Annotated in this window: 11 protein-coding genes; 4 read left to right on the plus strand and 7 right to left on the minus strand. The window is 57.6% G+C overall.

Annotated elements, in window-relative coordinates; all coding sequences use genetic code 11:
* Window positions 1–11: 11 nt before the first annotated feature.
* The 7 genes from JAO79_RS02930 to pilG all read right to left on the minus strand — a co-directional run bounded on the left by JAO79_RS02930 (window position 12) and on the right by pilG (window position 13,066).
* Window positions 12–1,064, minus strand: a complete 1,053-nt coding sequence (locus JAO79_RS02930; RefSeq protein WP_199005649.1) for a chemotaxis protein CheB — start codon at window positions 1,062–1,064, stop codon at window positions 12–14.
* Entirely contained in the window at window positions 1,064–8,608 is a 7,545-nt protein-coding gene (locus tag JAO79_RS02935) for an Hpt domain-containing protein (RefSeq protein WP_199005650.1), read from the minus strand. Before JAO79_RS02935 ends, JAO79_RS02930 begins: the two co-directional genes overlap by 1 nt.
* A gap of 11 nt (window positions 8,609–8,619) precedes the next feature.
* Window positions 8,620–9,519, minus strand: coding sequence for a CheR family methyltransferase (locus tag JAO79_RS02940; protein ID WP_199005651.1), 900 nt, complete (start codon window positions 9,517–9,519; stop codon window positions 8,620–8,622).
* Window positions 9,520–9,546: 27 nt separating this feature from the next.
* Window positions 9,547–11,619, minus strand: coding sequence for a methyl-accepting chemotaxis protein (locus tag JAO79_RS02945; RefSeq protein WP_199005652.1), 2,073 nt, complete (start codon window positions 11,617–11,619; stop codon window positions 9,547–9,549).
* Window positions 11,620–11,711: 92 nt separating this feature from the next.
* Window positions 11,712–12,257, minus strand: coding sequence for a chemotaxis protein CheW (locus JAO79_RS02950; RefSeq protein ID WP_199005653.1), 546 nt, complete (start codon window positions 12,255–12,257; stop codon window positions 11,712–11,714).
* 21 nt (window positions 12,258–12,278) lie between these two features.
* The gene (gene pilH / locus JAO79_RS02955; protein ID WP_114335248.1) at window positions 12,279–12,641 is read right to left on the minus strand and encodes a twitching motility response regulator PilH; all 363 of its coding nucleotides are present in this window, start codon (window positions 12,639–12,641) and stop codon (window positions 12,279–12,281) included.
* A 32-nt stretch (window positions 12,642–12,673) separates the two neighbouring features.
* Window positions 12,674–13,066 carry a twitching motility response regulator PilG gene (gene pilG / locus JAO79_RS02960; RefSeq protein WP_114335249.1) on the minus strand — a complete coding sequence of 131 codons (393 nt, stop codon included), beginning with the start codon at window positions 13,064–13,066 and terminating at the stop codon, window positions 12,674–12,676.
* A gap of 310 nt (window positions 13,067–13,376) precedes the next feature.
* Between pilG and gshB the strand changes: the two genes are divergently transcribed.
* The 4 genes from gshB to ruvX are packed head-to-tail and all read left to right on the plus strand — an operon-like array spanning window position 13,377 to window position 16,228.
* Window positions 13,377–14,327 (plus strand): glutathione synthase, encoded by a 951-nt coding sequence (gshB, locus tag JAO79_RS02965; RefSeq protein ID WP_199005654.1) that lies wholly within the window; start codon window positions 13,377–13,379, stop codon window positions 14,325–14,327.
* 47 nt (window positions 14,328–14,374) lie between these two features.
* The gene (locus JAO79_RS02970) at window positions 14,375–15,232 is read left to right on the plus strand and encodes an energy transducer TonB (RefSeq protein WP_199005655.1); all 858 of its coding nucleotides are present in this window, start codon (window positions 14,375–14,377) and stop codon (window positions 15,230–15,232) included.
* Entirely contained in the window at window positions 15,229–15,795 is a 567-nt protein-coding gene (locus JAO79_RS02975; RefSeq protein ID WP_199005656.1) for a YqgE/AlgH family protein, read from the plus strand. Before JAO79_RS02970 ends, JAO79_RS02975 begins: the two co-directional genes overlap by 4 nt.
* Entirely contained in the window at window positions 15,788–16,228 is a 441-nt protein-coding gene (gene ruvX, locus JAO79_RS02980; RefSeq protein ID WP_199005657.1) for a Holliday junction resolvase RuvX, read from the plus strand. Before JAO79_RS02975 ends, ruvX begins: the two co-directional genes overlap by 8 nt.
* Window positions 16,229–16,231 lie beyond the last annotated feature (3 nt).

Raw genomic sequence — 16,231 nt, forward strand, 5'->3', positions numbered from 1 at the left:
AGCGTGTGTCCTCAGGCGGAATCCCGTTTATGCCGGCTCTTGAGCAGGCTGTTGTTCTTGATGGTTGTAATCAGCTCTTCGGCCAATTGTTCCGGTGTGCCCCGAAAACCGGTGCAGCCGGTCGCTGCAACGGAGTCCGGCATGGAACTGTTGCCGCAGCTTTGGCTTTCCTGTGCCCAGATCCGGCTACCGTAAGCTTTCAGCATAGGGGCCGCAAGGGCGCCGTCGTTGCCCATGCCTGAAAAGAGAATGGCGTGGCAGCGCTTGCCGAAATGGTCGGCCACATTGAGCAGCACTTGGTCAATAGACGGGCCGTAAGGGCCGGGCCAGGGTGTGTCCAGTTGCACGAGGCGGCCTTCCGGGTCAAAAGACCATTCGTGATCCACTGGCATCAGCACCACATCACCGTTCTGTATCCGGTAGCCGTGCTCGGCTTTTTTAAGTTGGTAATGAGCGTGACGGCCCAAGACGCGAGTCAGGACATCGGTGAAATTGCCATCAATGTGCTGTGCGTAAATAAAGCCTACCGGCAAACCCGGTGGCAACTGGTCCAGGAAGGCTTTCACCGCGGCCGGGCCACCAAGAGACGCGCCCAATATCCAGATTTCGTTGGCCAGTGAGCCGGGCGATGCGGGAGTGACCGAGCTGGGTAGGCTTGGCGGGCCTTGTGGCGCAGGCTCGCAATCAACCAGTTGTTCCAGATCGCGGGCGCTATCAAGTGCTTCCAGAGGCCCTAGCTGTTTTTCCAGTTTATTCTGAAGGCGGCGCTCCCATCGAATGAACTCTTTGCTGTTCGGCTTCGGGGCGAGATCAACCCCAAACAATACCGGCGCATCGGTATGATCGAGCAAATGATCGAAAAAGGTCGGGTGATCCGCTTCGTCTTGTAAGGTGACCAGCCACAATGCCGCTTCCGGAAACTCCGGGTAATCGATCAACCGATCGGGGTCACCCGCAAAGCAGCTGTCCAAGCCAAACTTGCCGGCGGCTTCCTGAAGCCGCCGGCGCTGTAACGCGTCATCAGAAACGATCCCGACCGCTGGTCGGCCGGTCTGGCCGGCCATCACTCGCTCTCGGTCAACCGTTTAATGGTTTCAAGCAGCACGGTTTCCTGGAACGGCTTACCAAGGTACTCGTTAACGCCGATGGCCAGAGCCCGTTCGCGGTGTTTTTCACCGGTTCGGGAGGTGATCATGCAAATTGGCGTCTCTTTGAGAGTGTCATCATGGCGCACAAAGCTGGCTACTTCGAAACCATCCATACGAGGCATCTCAATATCCAGCAGGATGACATCCGGTCGGTGGTCTTGCAGCTGCGCTACGGCATCCAAGCCGTCTTTTGCGGTGATCACTTCCATGCCGTTTCGTTCCAGCAAGCGCGATGTGACTTTCCTTACGGTGACCGAGTCATCCACCACCATGACCGTGGTTACTTGTTCTTCGAAGCGCCCGGATGTGCGCTCTTTGGCCAGGTTGGCGATGCGCTGGCGGTCAGACAGTACGTCTGAACGGATCATGGCCGGCAAGTCGAGAATCACCACTACGTTACCGTCACCCAGAATAGTAGCGCCGGATACCCCACGCACCGTACTGAACTGCGGACCGAGGGACTTAACAACGATTTCACGGCTGCCCATCAGGTGATCCACCTGCAACGCCAGTGGCTGCTCGGCCCCGCGCACGAGAATGACCGGCAGCGGCAGCGCCTGGCCTTGCAGCTTCGGATGGTGGTCGCTGTTCAACAAGTTGCCGAGGTACTGCAAACGGTATTGTTGACCGGCGTACTCGTACAGAGGCGCATCGGGTTTGTAATACTCTTCGAGTTCGTAGGTGCTGACCCGAACGATACCCTCGATGGTGTTCAGCGGGATGGCGTAGAAATCTTCGCCCGTTGCCACCATCAGAGCGCGGTTCACCGATACCGTGAACGGCAAGCGCACGGTGAAGGTGGTGCCGCGACCCAATGACGAGTCAATATCGAGGCTGCCACCGAGCTGCTTGATCTCGCTCGCGACCACGTCCATACCAACGCCACGGCCTGAAATCTGGGTGACCTGCTCGGCGGTGGAGAAGCCAGGCTGCAAGATAAATTGCAGGATCTCCCGTTCAGAGAGTGCTTCGTTTTCGTGCATCAAGCCCTGACGAATGGCTTTGTCGCGAATTACGTCGGCAGGAATGCCTTTGCCGTCATCGATCATGCGAAGCACTACGTCGCCGCCCTCGCGGGTTAGTGACAGCACCACTTCGCCGGTTTCCGGTTTACCGGCCTGGCGGCGTTCCTGCGGAGTTTCAATACCATGATCCAGAGCGTTGCGGAGCATGTGTTCCAGCGGCGCGATCATGCGTTCCAGAATGCTTCTGTCCATTTCGCCTTCGGCATTGCGAACGTCGAAATCGACTTTCTTGCCCAGCTCGCCACTGATCTGACGAACGATCCGGCGCAGCCTTGGCACGGTAGAGGCAAACGGAACCATTCGGGTCTTCATCAGACCTTCCTGGAGCTCGGTATTGATGCGCGATTGCTGAACCAGCAACGTTTCCGTATCACGCACCCGGTCCGCCAGGGTTTCACGCAGGTCGGCAAGGTCAGACGTGGATTCTGTCAGTGCTCGGGATAACTGCTGGATGGACGAATATCGGTCCATTTCGAGGGGATCGAAATCTTCACCGTAGTCGGCACCGTGTTCCTGTTCGGCACGGAACAGGATTTGGGTTTCGGTTTCTATCTCCATCCGGCGCAGCTGCTCGCGCAGACGCTCGATGGTGGCGGCCATTTCGTCGAGGGTGTGGCTGAAGTCGCTGGATTGCTGCTCCAGCCGGCCCCGGGTGATACTGGTTTCGCCGGCGAGGTTAACCAGATCGTCCAGCAGTGGCGCCGATACCCGAATGGTTTCCTGGGCAGCGCGCTGGGCTTCAGCGGCTTTCTGGCTGCGGTGCTTCGACGGCTTGCGGACAACCGGCTTGGCTTCGGGCGGTTCGGGTGTAACCTCGGCCGCCAGCGGCGCCGGTATCGCGGCGGATGAGGACTGTTCCGGCTCGGCCGGCGCTGCTTCTGCCTCTACCTGTGGCAGTGCTTCGCCCTGTTCGAAACGGGCCCGTATTTCGGCGACGGCTGCGATGATGTCGTCATGCTGACGGCCAATTTCCTGCCATTGGGCTTCGGAGGGAGCATTGCCGCCAAGATCAATCAACAAGGTTTCAAAGGTATGGGCTTTGTCTCCCAGTCCCGAGAGCTGAGACAAGCGCGCGCCCCCTTTCAGGGTGTGCATGGCACGCTGGGCTTCTTGATTGAAGTGGTGGTTGTTCGGTTCTTTGTGCCAATCGGCCAGCAGTTGCTCCAGCTGGTCCATGATTTCATTGGCTTCTTCGAGGAATATCTCCAGAACTTCCGGATCCGGGGCTTCCTGTTGTTCGACTTCTGCCTCCGGCGCGGGCATCTCGGTGCCCGATTGGCCGAGGGCATCGATGAGGCTGAAATCGAGCTCTGGCTGCTTGCCGGCTTCCATCGCGTTTAGCATGGTGCGGAGGTTGGCTTGCGCTCGATCGCTCAGCGCCAGTGCGGCCTCTGCCGGCTTGTTACCGGCAAGCGCATCGTCAAGCAATTCCGACCAGGCATCGGCCAGATCCGCGATGGCATCGAGGTCTGACAGGCGCGCGCCCCCCTTGAGGGTGTGGAGCTCCTGCCGCATTGACATCAGTGCCGTCAGTTCATTCGGTTGTTCGCGCCAGAGCTCCAGGTTTTCAGCGATGGCATCGTGAATTTCGAGACCTTCATCCAGGAAGATACCCAGAATGTCTTCAGCTTGTGACTCGTCTGCCGATTCGGCATCGAAGGCAGACACAAGTTCCTCGTGTTCGCGGTCACTTGCCGCTTGTTCCGGTAACGCCTCTCTGTCGGAGGCAGCGTCAACGTCAGAGGCCTCGTCACCCCGGAGGATGGCTCGTACTTGCGCTTCCAGCTCCTGCGCGGGTGGGCATGGCTGTTGAGTAGCCACTTGTTCGACCATTTGTGCCAGCCGGTCATGACAGGCAAACAGCCGGTCGATCATGCTTCCACTGGCGTCCAGGTGACCTTCGGCAACCTTTTCAAACAGGTCTTCAAGCACGTGGGTCAAGTCGCCGATGGCGTCCACGCCCGCCATGCGGGCACCACCCTTCAGGGTGTGCACATCGCGCTGCAGTTCCGCGGCAATGCTCCGGTCGGACGGGTTCTCGCTCCAGTTATGGAGCGCGCTGCCGGTGGAGTTGATCAGGTCGTAGGCCTCTTCCAGGAAGATGCCGAGCAATTCGGGGTCCAGATGAGACAGATCAGCCACGCCACTGGCTGTGTCGTCGTTGGCTACAACATCTGCGGATTCTGGTGTTTCGGTATGGTCGTGACCAGTTTCGGTTTGCGGGCCGGTCTCCGGCACAACATCGGTGACCGATCGAACACCCTGGGCTTCGCCCATGTACTGTTGGATTTCATGCACCAGATCGGGCGCCGGTTTTGGCTGATTCTGTGCCTCCAAGGCATCGACCATACCTGCCAGACGGTCATGGCACCGGAACAGCAGGTCGGACAGCGTACTGTTGATGGAAAGCTGCTTTTCGGTCAGGCCTTCGAACAGGTTTTCCAGTTCGTGAGCAAGATCGCCTACGGCTTCAATATCGGCCAGACGCGCGCCGCCTTTGAGGGTGTGCAAATCTCTTTGCAGCAGACGCAGAAGATCGATATTGCCGGTGTCTTCACTCCAGTTCTGAAGCGCTTCAGCGGTGCTGTCGATGAGGTCCCTGGCTTCTTCCAGAAAGATGGCCGCCAGTTCGGCGTCCATATCAGCGTCATCGGAGGCTTCTGGCAACGCGGTATGTTGCTCGTCAGCGGTATCCGGAGCCGTTAACTCATTGTCTTCGAGGCTGAGGTCGATCTCTTCCAGATCTTCGGTGAACTGTTGCTCGAATTCGTCGGGTTCGTCGTTGCGGTTAACCGCGTCGGTCAACGCATGAAGTTCGAGAATGATCTCGTCACAAGGGTCTGTCGCCAGCCCGGCCGCGACCTGATCCATCTGATTGATGAGTTGTTCCTGAGCCTTTCGCGCGGTCTCAAAGAATGAAGCACTGGCCGGCAGGCCATATACGGTCACTGCACCGTAGAGGCGCGTCAGGGCGTCGGCAAGATTGGCCACGTCGGCGAGGCCGGCATCCGCTGCGCTGTCGGTGAGGGATTCGAGCTCGCTGCGCAGGGTGGACAAAGCACCGGTCTGTTGTGGATCGCTCGCCCATTCCTCCAGAATGGTCTCGGCATCCAGAACGATGTCGAGGCCTTCACCCAGAAACAGCTGGATCAGTTGTGAAGATACCTGATTTGCCGGAGCAACATCGGCATCAAAAGCTTGTCCCTGGAACGTCGAGGTGCTGACTTTCTCGAGTTTGTCCAGGTAATCCACGGTACCGTCAAGTTCGGCTTGCGGATCATCGTGAATTTGTGCCAAACCTTGGGTCAGGAAATCACTGGCTCGGGATATTAATTCGAGTACCTCGTGATCGGCCCGCTTGTTCTGCGCCCGGGCTTCTTTGATAAAGCGTTCCAACGGCGTAATGATGGCGGCAATAGGCGCAATCCCTGCCGTATTGGCGCTGCCGCGCAGGGTGTGCAGGGCACGGGACAGGTCGTCGGTATAGACTGCCGCTGGATGCTGATGGGCGGTCAGCAAGTAATTCTGCAGGGTTTCCAGGTGGGTCTGCGCTTCTTGCTCGAATATGTCGAGCAGCACTTGATCGGCGTCGTCAGGACTTTGCTGATCAGAGTCGTCGCTAGCTGACGTCTCGGGGCTCGGCTCGGGCGTGGATTCCGGCGCTTCCGCTGCTGGCATCGCTGAGGTATCCGGGAACTCACCGCTGGCCAGTGCCTGGGCCCGGGCTTCGAGGGGGGCTGTGTCAACGCTTGCCTCGATGCGTTTCTCGAAATCTCTGACCAACGTCGGAATGACATCGGTCACGTCCTGAAGCAGCTGGGCCAGATCGTCGTTCATGAAGATGCTGCCTTCGATAATCCGGTTCAGCACGTTCTCGACGGACCAGGACAATTCGCCGATCACTTCGGCTCCGACCATGCGGCCACTGCCCTTGAGGGTGTGGAAGGCGCGTCTTACTTCCGCCAGCGCACTGCGGTCATCGTACTGCCGCAGCAGCATTGGCAGGTATTCGTTAATGGTTTCGAGTACTTCACCTGCCTCTTCGATGAAGATTTCCAGAATCTCATCATCGATGAGGTCTTCCGCGTCGTCTGCGGCCGGCTCGGGCGACGCGTTGACCTCGGTGACGGCAGGCTCTGCGGGAGTGGCGGCAACCGGTGTAACGTCTGGAGTCTCGACAGGGCGTTCAGTCGCGTCAGCCGGGCTGGGGGTTTCCAGAGTGGGCGTATCGGTGCGGCGGGTGGTGGCCAGTGCTTCAGCCCGGGAAATCAGAGCATCGACATCACCGGCGGTTTCGCCTTGTCGGAAGTCCTGGATAAGCTCCGGAATACGCGCATTCACATCGTCAAGCAGCACAAACATATCGTCTGTGGCTTTCAGCGTTTGGTCAATAACCCGATTCAGCAGGTTTTCAACTGACCAGGCCATCTCGGCAAGGCTTTCCGCACCGACCAGACGGCCACTGCCTTTCAGCGTATGGTACGCGCGACGCACTTCAGTCAGGGCGTCTCGGTCGCCGTGATCCCTGCGCAGACGGGGGTAGTATTCCTGAATGGTCGCCAGAACTTCTTCCGCTTCCTCGACGAAGATGCTGAGAATTTCATCATCCAGCAGTTCGCTGTCGGAGCTCTTCTGAGATGAGCCCGGTTCTTCCTGTGCTGGCTGCCCCAGAACGGGGACATCCTCGGTTTCAGCGGCCTCGTCTTGACCTGTTTCGTTCCAGGTGGGCTCTTCACCAACGGGGAAGCCCAGACTTGCAAGACTTTCATTGGCAATGCGAAGAATGGTGCTGTTATCGGTAATGCCCTCGGAAACCCGTTCGAGGTAGTACTCGATGCTGGTGATGGCATCGGCCAAAGTGTCGAGCTGGCGCCAGTCAGGAACCTGCTGGCTCGACAGCAGAACGTCCGAAATATAGCGCTCGGCCGAATCGAGCATGTCCGGTACGTGTTCCAGAGGTACCAGTCCGAGGCCGCCACGAATGCTGTGAAGCAGTGCCGGCACGTGCTCGATTTCCTTGGTATCCCATTGCGAGGCGATGAAGTTAACGATGGCGGATTTGGCTTGCTCCAGCGTATTCCGGGATTCCCGAATCAGTGCTTCGTTGGCCTCTGACAGTTCACGAGAGCCGATGTTTGTCGGTTCGCCACTGTCGGCGTTGTCGGACACTTCGGTATGGCGATCTACGTCGAGGCCGGCCAGGCTGGCTTCGACATAGAGCAGGGCGCCTGCGATGTCCATCAACGTGCCGTCGTCGATGGTTTCGAGTTGGCCACACAGTTTGCCAATCAGCTCAATCTGTTCGGTCACCACTTTGCGAGGGATGCCAAGGCCAAGCACCGCCAGGGTATTGCCCACCTGCCGCAGACCCGGGAGCAGTTCGTCCAGCTCGTTGTTCTGGCGATGCTCGGCACGGACGAACAGATCGAGTTGGTCTTTCAGCCGGCCAAGCTCTTCATTGAGGGCGCTGACCACAGACTGAATGGCATCGCGACCGGGGCCGGAAACCCGAGTCCGGGCCTCACTGACATCATCGTCGGAGGGCAGGGCGTCGGTGAGCTGGTACGCGCTGCGCAGGTAATTGACCTGTGGCCGGTCCAGATGCCTTGCCAGGGCAACGTAGTACAGCAGATTCTTGAGTAAGGCTTCGGGAACAGGCTGCAGAAGAATGTCGGCGTGTTCGTCGGTGAGCTTGCGGATCTCGCCGTCCAGTTCGCGCAACAGTGACTTAACGGCAGTGTTGACCGGGTTTACCCGGGCTTCGAGGGTTTCAACAAACGCGCCGGCGGCTTTCCAGAGTTCGCCCCGGGCGGTGTTTTGGCATAAGCGCGAGAGCCGGTCGATGACTTTCTGCATGTAGCCGAAATGGGCATCCAGATCCTCTTCGCGAACCACTCCGGCCAGAGCGAACTGGTACATCTGGCGCAGTTTGCGAAGGTGGCCAAGCACTTTCGGGCCCTGCAGGCGTTCCGAAACTTTGCCGGTTACGTTGAAGCGGGCGGCGTTCAGGTTCGGTTTGAACAACGAGGTATCCGACAGCAACGACTCGCCCCGTGCCGCGCGCAGATCGTTGAGCAAAGGCAACAACACCATAGGGAAGTCGTCGTTGCTGCTGCCCAGATGCTCCAGATACTGGGGCAACTGGAGAATGGCCTGCATCAGAACTTCGATGGCGTCATCAACGTTAACGACGGTTTCGTTCAGAATGGCCTGGGTAAGTTTCTCCATCTCTTCGGTGAGCAATGCCGCACCGTAGAGCTCCACCATTTGTAAGGTGCCGTGCACCTGATGAAGGTAGTTCAGGCAGAAGCGAAGGCGTGCGGTATCGTCACGATTATCAACGTACGCTTCGAGTGCATGCTGGCCCTGGGTCAGCGTGTCCTGTATTTCGCCCCGAACCCAGTCGAGGGCGATACTGTCATGGTGATTGCCCATAACCACTCCGGTTATTCTTCGTCGGACTGGCGTTTGATCCACGCCAGTACATGTTCCGAGGGAACCCTCTGCAGGCCCGGTGGCTGCCAATCGGTCAGCTCGCCTTGGCCTAACACCAGTAACCCCCCCGGTGCCAGACGTTCTGAAAGACGTCTGACAATCTCGCGCCGGCGCCAGCGGCGGAAGTAAATCAGCAGGTTCTGGCAGAAGATGATGTTCATGCCGTGCATGGGGGCTTTGTTCAGGTCCAGTACATTGAGCCTGGCAAAGCACACCCGCTCACGGATGCTGTTCACAATTTCTACGGTATTCCGCTCGGCAGGCCGGAAGTACCGGGATTTCAATGCCTCATCCATACCCAGCAATTTGCGGGCACTGAACAAACCGGATTTGGCTTTCACCAGTGCGGGCTGGCTGATGTCCGAGCCGGTCACTCCGTAAAGCGGCTGCAAGCCAAGCTGTTCCATGCACTCGTTCAGCACCATGGCCAGGGTGTAAGGCTCTTCGCCGGTCGAGCAGCCAACACTCCAGGCCTCCAGTGCCCGGCTTTTCAGCCCATCCCGGGGGCGGGTCATCACATAATCTGACACCAGCTTGCAGGCTTCAGGGTCGCGGAAAAAGCGGGTCTCCTGAACCGTCAGGCGATCTACCAGCGTCGCCCACTCCTGAATGGCGTCGGGGCCCGATACGATCTGCTCGTAATAGGCCTGATAGCTGTTGCAGCCTATTTCCCGCATCCGGATACCCAGGTTGGTTTCCAGAAACGATCGCCGGTCGGGGGTCAGAGTCATACCTGTCCGGTGTTCCAGCAGGGTTTGCCATTGACCGAACTGCGCATCGTCCATTTCCGGAAGTTTGCGCAGCGACCAGATTCCGTCTGCGGGTGCCGTTTGGTTATGTGTCTGAACCATAAACCTTCAGCTGCCCCGGGCCGGTGATCAGCTGACCACCGATTCGTCGTAACTTTCGTTTTCTTCGCTGAGTGCGTCTTCATCCGGCAAGGTAAAGCCGGCAACAGAAGAGCGAAGCTCGGAGGCCATTTCTGCCAGATTTCCGATCGACTTCGCGGTGGCGTTGGTACCGGAAGACGTCTGCGAGGTGATTTCCTGGATGACGTTCATCGTGTTGGAAATGTGCGACGCAGAAGAGGACTGCTGGCGTGCCGCGTTTGAGATGTTCTGGATCAGTTCCGCAAGACTCATGGATACGTTCTCGATTTCCTCGAGAGCGATACCCGCGTCCTGAGCCAGACGAGCACCCCGTACTACCTCGGCAGTGGTGTGCTCCATGGAAATAACGGCTTCGTTGGTGTCGGACTGGATCGTCTTAACCAGTGCTTCAATTTGTTTGGTGGCCGCAGAGGAACGTTCCGCAAGGCGCTGAACTTCGTCTGCAACAACCGCAAAGCCTCGACCCGCGTCACCGGCCATGGAGGCCTGAATCGCGGCGTTCAGCGACAGAATGTTGGTTTGGTCGGCAATGTCGTTGATCAGAGATACGATGTCACCGATTTCCTGGGACGATTCACCCAGACGCTTGATCCGCTTTGAGGTTTCCTGGATCTGTTCACGGATGTTGTCCATGCCGCGAATGGTGTTCTGTACCACTTCCGCGCCTTTCTTGGCGATGGCAACGGAACGTTCCGCAACCGCAGACGATTCCGCCGCGTTGGAGGATACCTGGTCGATGGATACAGCCATCTCGTTGACCGCTGCAGAGGCGCCGGCAATTTCCTGGGCCTGGTGCTCGGAGGCGTCAGCCAGATGCATGGCCGTGGCCTGCGATTCCTGGGCTGCAGAAGCAACTCGAACCGCCGTACCACGAATGGACTGTACCAGTCCGCGCATTTGGTCGATCGCGAAGTTGATGGAGTCGGCGATGGCACCGGTGAAGTCTTCGGTTACGGTCGCCTCGGTGGTCAGGTCACCATCAGCCAGGTCGGCCAGTTCGTCCAGCAGTCGCAGGATCGCGTTCTGGTTCTGCTCGTTCTGTTCCTGAGTGGTGGTCAGGCGGGACTGGGTTTCGCGGTATAGGGCAAAACCGATGAACACTACGATTGCAACCATGGCGGCCAGGATGAAGAAGGCCAGGGTTGCGTTAACCAGACGTGACTCCGCTTCGGTGCTGAAGTCATTTGCCAAAGAGGACAGTTCGGTCAGCAGCACTTCCGAGTTCTGGAAAATGTCGCTGGCCGCCAGACGTACCTTGAACAGGTCGGGAGAAGCTTCAAGGATGGCGTCAACGTTTTGGGAAACGAATTCGAACAGCTCGTCAACCGCTTCAAGGCCGTAGATGGCGTCTTCGTCTGCTACTTGCGAGATGCCCATGCCGGGATTGCCGTTCAGCTGACCGTCGAGTACCCGCCCGAACAAGCTGGCGTCACGACCGAAACGGTCGGCGGCAATGACGGCGTCTTCGTCACCGGACAGAACGTTGTTGACCGAGCGGACGATCCGTTCTGCCAGCAGGGATTGGCGCTGTGCCAGGGCGATCTGCTCGGCCGGTGCTTCGTTTTCCAGCAGGATCTGTACGATGTCGTCGTACTCAACCTGCAGCTGAGGAATGGTTTCGTTCAGGGTACGGGCCACTTCGTGCAGACCAAGTACCGCTTCCTGAGTGGACAGGATGCTGTCCGCGTTTTCGCGCACGCGGTTCCAGAGCTTCTGGGTGTTGCTTTGCTGTGCAAGCTCGCTGGGCGGAAGGCCGGTTTCCGGATTACCTTTGGTGACGCTGGTCCACAGGAGCTGGAATTCATCGCGGGAGCGCCGCAACTGGTCGAACGCTTCGGCTGTACCGCCGGCCGCTTCGGTCGCGTTTTTCGCAATCTCCTGGGATAACACGCGCATTTCTGCGGTATTGGCGATGTACTCCTGATCGTTCTGGCTGTCTTTGTTGATGATGAACAGCACCACAACGAGCAGGATAGTGAGTGCAATCAGTGCAGCGATCAGGCCGGCAATCAGCTTGTTGCCTCCCTGTCCCATACTGAGTTTTCCGGCTCTGTTTTTCATCTTCTGGCTCCCGGCCTTTTTCTTCTGGAAATGGCAAGTTGTTGTATCGGGTTGCAGACGGTCAGGGTGACGTTCCTGCCAGTACCATCACCCTACCACTGTGCGACATCAAGAAAGCGCTCGTCGTCCACCAGATCGGCGGCGGAGAACACGTTCCAGATCTCTTCGTTGCGCTCGTAACCGCCATCTACAAACGGCCGAACGTTGTCGGGCACCCCTTGCGGGCTGCTCCGGAAACTGTCTTTCGAGAAATACTGCATGCCCATAACGCTGTCGACGACCAGCCCACTGAAGATGTCGCCTTGTTCGATCACCAGGACCCGGCGCTCACGCGGACTGCGTGAGGAACGAGGGATGTCGAAGAAGCTGGCGAGGTCTATCAGGGGGAGAAGTCGGCCACGAACGTTGGCGGCACCCATCATGAACGGGCGTACTCCGGGGATGTGAGTAAACCGGGGTACATGCAGGATTTCTGTTACGTCGCCCATTGGAGCAACATAGCGTTGGCCGGAAAGAATGAACCCGATGCCATTCCATAGCTCAACAGCTTGTTCCTGTTCTGGAAGGCCCGAGGCCATGGCCCGGCTACGCTGGGCGATATCCGTCAGAACGGCGAAAGGGGCGGCCTCGGCGGACATGCTTAACTCCACGGCGAAGGATCAGGCAATCAGGTTGTTGATTGTTTTGATCAGGTCGTCTTCGTTAACTGGCTTGACCAGATAACCCTTGGCACCCTGACGGGTTCCCCACACTCGATCCGTTTCCTGATCTTTGGTGGTGACGATCACAACCGGAATGGATGCGGTTTCCGGCGCGCGAGTCAGTTGACGGGTTGCCTGAAAGCCGTTCAGGCCGGGCATTACAACGTCCATGAGCACCAGATCCGGAGTTTCTGCACGGGCTTTGGCAACACCATCAGCGCCGTTGTCCGCAGTCAGCACTTCGTGTTGGTGCTTTTCCAGAATGGTGGATATCTTTTTAACTTCTGTTGGCGAATCGTCAACAATCAAAATGCGAGCCATGGTTTCCTCGATGGTTCTGGGTGGCAGCAGGATTACTGTTCCGCCTGAGGCGTGTACTGGCGGATGGTGTTGAGCAGTTCATCCTTGCTGAACGGTTTGGTCAGATATTGGTCCGAGCCAACGATGCGCCCTTTTGCTTTATCAAACAGGCCATCCTTGCTCGAAAGCATAACGACCGGCGTGTTCTTGAATGTGGAGTTGTTCTTGATCAAGGCGCAGGTCTGATAGCCGTCCAAGCGAGGCATCATAATGTCTACGAAGATGATGTCTGGTTGGGAATCAGCGATTTTGGCCAGAGCGTCAAAGCCGTCCGTAGCGGTGATGACTTCACAGCCAACCTTTTTCAGGAGGGTTTCCGCGGTGCGACGAATGGTCTTGCTATCGTCGATCACCATGATCTTCAAGTTCTCGAAGTTGTCATCCATTGTCCGACTGCCTTGCGCTCGAGCGGGTGTCATTATTTTAGAGAGGGTTTTAGCACAAACCTTAAGGTTGTTCTATAAAGCCCTCTCATTTATAGAGTATCCATGGCTGGATAAAAAGTATTTGTTTGTGACCAAATGTACTTCTGCCTCCCTTGTCACGTAATTGCCACAGGATTTCTGCGGATGCATTTGTGACTGGGGTACAATACCATCAACAGCATAGCACTTTATCAGCGGTGCACTCTGCTGCCTGGTTCGTGTTTTCAATGGTTTGTTTGCAGATTTCCAACTTGATATTCCAGGAGACTCTATGGCAATTCGGCTCGGGATCGTGATGGATCCGATCGAGGACATCCAATTCAAGAAAGACAGCTCGCTGGCCATGTTGCTGGCAGCGCAGAACCGAGGTTGGGAACTCGAGTACATGGAGCTCCAGGATATGTATCTGGCGGGTGGTCAGGCACGGGCCAATACCCGCAGCCTGACGGTGCGAAACGACCCGTCCGACTGGTTCAGTTATGGTGACAGTCAGGACCGGGCCCTGGGTGATCTGGATGTCATCCTGATGCGCAAGGATCCCCCGGTTGATCGTGAGTTTCTGATGGCTACGTACATACTCGAGGCTGCCGAGCAACAGGGTGCGCTGGTGGTCAACCCGGCTTCAACGCTTAGGGACTGCAACGAGAAACTGTTTGCCGCCCAGTTTGAGGATTTGACGCCGCCGCTGATTGTGACGCGCAGCTCGCAGCGGTTTCGGGAGTTCTACGCTGAGCACGGCGATATCATTATGAAGCCGGTTGACGGCATGGGCGGCCGGTCGATTTTCAGGGTCAAAGAGAACGACGCCAATCTGGGTGTGATTATCGAGACCCTGACCAACTATGGTGAGCATCAGGCAATGGCTCAGAAGTTCATCCCCGAGATCTCGGACGGCGACAAGCGTATTCTGCTGATCGACGGCGAGCCGGTCCCCTATGCGCTTGCCCGAATTCCTTCCCAGGGTGAAAATCGCGGCAATCTGGCGGCCGGTGGTCGGGGAGAAGGGCGCGAACTGACTGACCGTGACCGTGAAATCTGTGCCCGGGTGGCGCCGGTGATCAAGCAGAAAGGGCTGATGTTTGTGGGGCTGGATGTGATTGGTGATTACCTCACGGAAATTAACGTAACCAGCCCAACCTGCATTCGGGAGCTGGATGCGCAGTTTGGAATCGATATTTCAGCAATGTTGATGGATGCCGTTGAGCGGCGGCTGAACCCGTAAGCTGACGAAATCCCGGTGGGCTCCGAGATGCAGAATCAGGACACGTGATGGCAGTTCAGGTAAGCGATTTTGATCGACTTTCTTTTACCCTTTTTATGGCGGTGGCGCTGCACGCCATCATCGTGCTGGGTATTACGTTTGCGCCGGAGCTGCCCAGTTCCGTGGCGCAAACCATGGAGATCACACTGTCGCAATTTGAGGATGAGCAGGCCCCGGAGCAAGCCGATTTTCTGGCGCAGACCAATCAGCAAGGCAGCGGCACGGAAGACAAGCCACTGGAAATGACCTCGCCGCAACCGGCCGATGTGCCTCAGCCAGAGGTTGCCGAAGTGCAGCCGGAGCCGCGAACCACAACCGAACCGCAGCCGAGCCAGAGCCGGGCAGTGGTCGAGACCGAGAACGCGCGCCGGAAGGTGTCGCCGCAGAATGACCGGGTCGCGCCGGAGCCCTTGCCCCGGGCCAAGCGCAAAAGCCTGATGGAGCGGAGTCTGGAAATCGCCAGTCTGGAAGCCAGGCTCGATGCCCAGCAGCAAGCCTACGCCCGTAAACCTCGGGTGATGCGCGTGACGGCGGCGTCCACCCTGAAATCCAGTAACGCGTGGTATGTGCAGGACTGGGTCGGCAAAGTGACCCGGGTAGGGAACATCAATTACCCGACCGAGGCACGCAGAGCGGGCATATACGGTGATTTGAGAATGCTGGTTTCTATCCGGAAAGATGGCACCATAAAGGAAGTGGCGATTTTGCAATCGTCGGGCAGTTCGGTGCTGGATGATGCGGCGATTCGCATTGTTAGGATGGCCGCGCCTTTTGCACCCTTCCCGGAAAGCATGCGTGAGAAGGCGGATGAGTTGGAAATTATACGAACCTGGTCGTTCCAGAAACGGGGGCTCAGTTCAGGATGATTGAAAATACCAGTGCTGCAGGTAGCTTGAAGCACCATTTTCTGGTGGCCTCACCGTGGCTATCCGACCCCCGGTTTCACGGCGGTGTGATTTACATCTGTGAACACTCCGAAGACGGTGCACTGGGCTTGATGATCAACCAGCCTCTGGGCATCCATCTGGGGGAAATACTGGAACAGCTGGATATGCACGGCGGCGAACTGGATATCCCGGTATATACCGGTGGCCCGGTTCAGCCCGAACGGGGGTTCGTTCTGCATTCGCCGGGGCGGGAGTGGCAACACACCGCGCGGGTGACCGACGAGGTGTCCTTAACCACCTCCCGGGACGTGCTGGAAAGCATTGGACAGGATGATGGCCCTCAGGAATTTTTGGTGGCGCTCGGTTATTCAGGCTGGGGCGAAGGGCAATTAGAGGAAGAGTTGGGAAGCAACTCCTGGTTGACCTGCCCGGCAACGGATGACGTGTTGTTCCGCACGCCCATTGAGCAACGGTACGAGGCCGTTCTCAAATTAATCGGCGTCGATTTAAGCCAGCTAAGTGATTCGGTGGGGCATGCCTGAGATCGGTAACAGACGAGTGTTGGCGTTTGATTTTGGTACCCGGCGCATTGGCGTTGCGACCGGCCAGGAGATGCTGGGAACCGGCCAGCCGCTGGCCATGATTCCGGCGAGAGACGGTGTTCCCGATTGGGCTCAGATCGAAGCACTGTTGGCGGAATGGCAGCCGAACCTGGTGTTGGTAGGGTTGCCGCTGAACATGGACGATACCGAAAACGACATGTGTGCCAGAGCGCGGAAGTTCGGCAAGCGCATTCATGGTCGCTTCCATGTGCCGGTAGAAATGGTCGATGAGCGATTGACCAGTTTTGAAGCCAAGGGCCAGGTAATGGCCGAGGGTGGAAGTCGGGATTTTGGCCGTCACGGTGTTGATGATCTGGCGGCGGTATTGATTTTGGAAACCTGGTGCCGGGAACAGACCGGCCGAGTGGATTAACGA

The organism is Marinobacter litoralis (assembly GCF_016427555.1).
GTDB lineage: Bacteria > Pseudomonadota > Gammaproteobacteria > Pseudomonadales > Oleiphilaceae > Marinobacter > Marinobacter litoralis_A.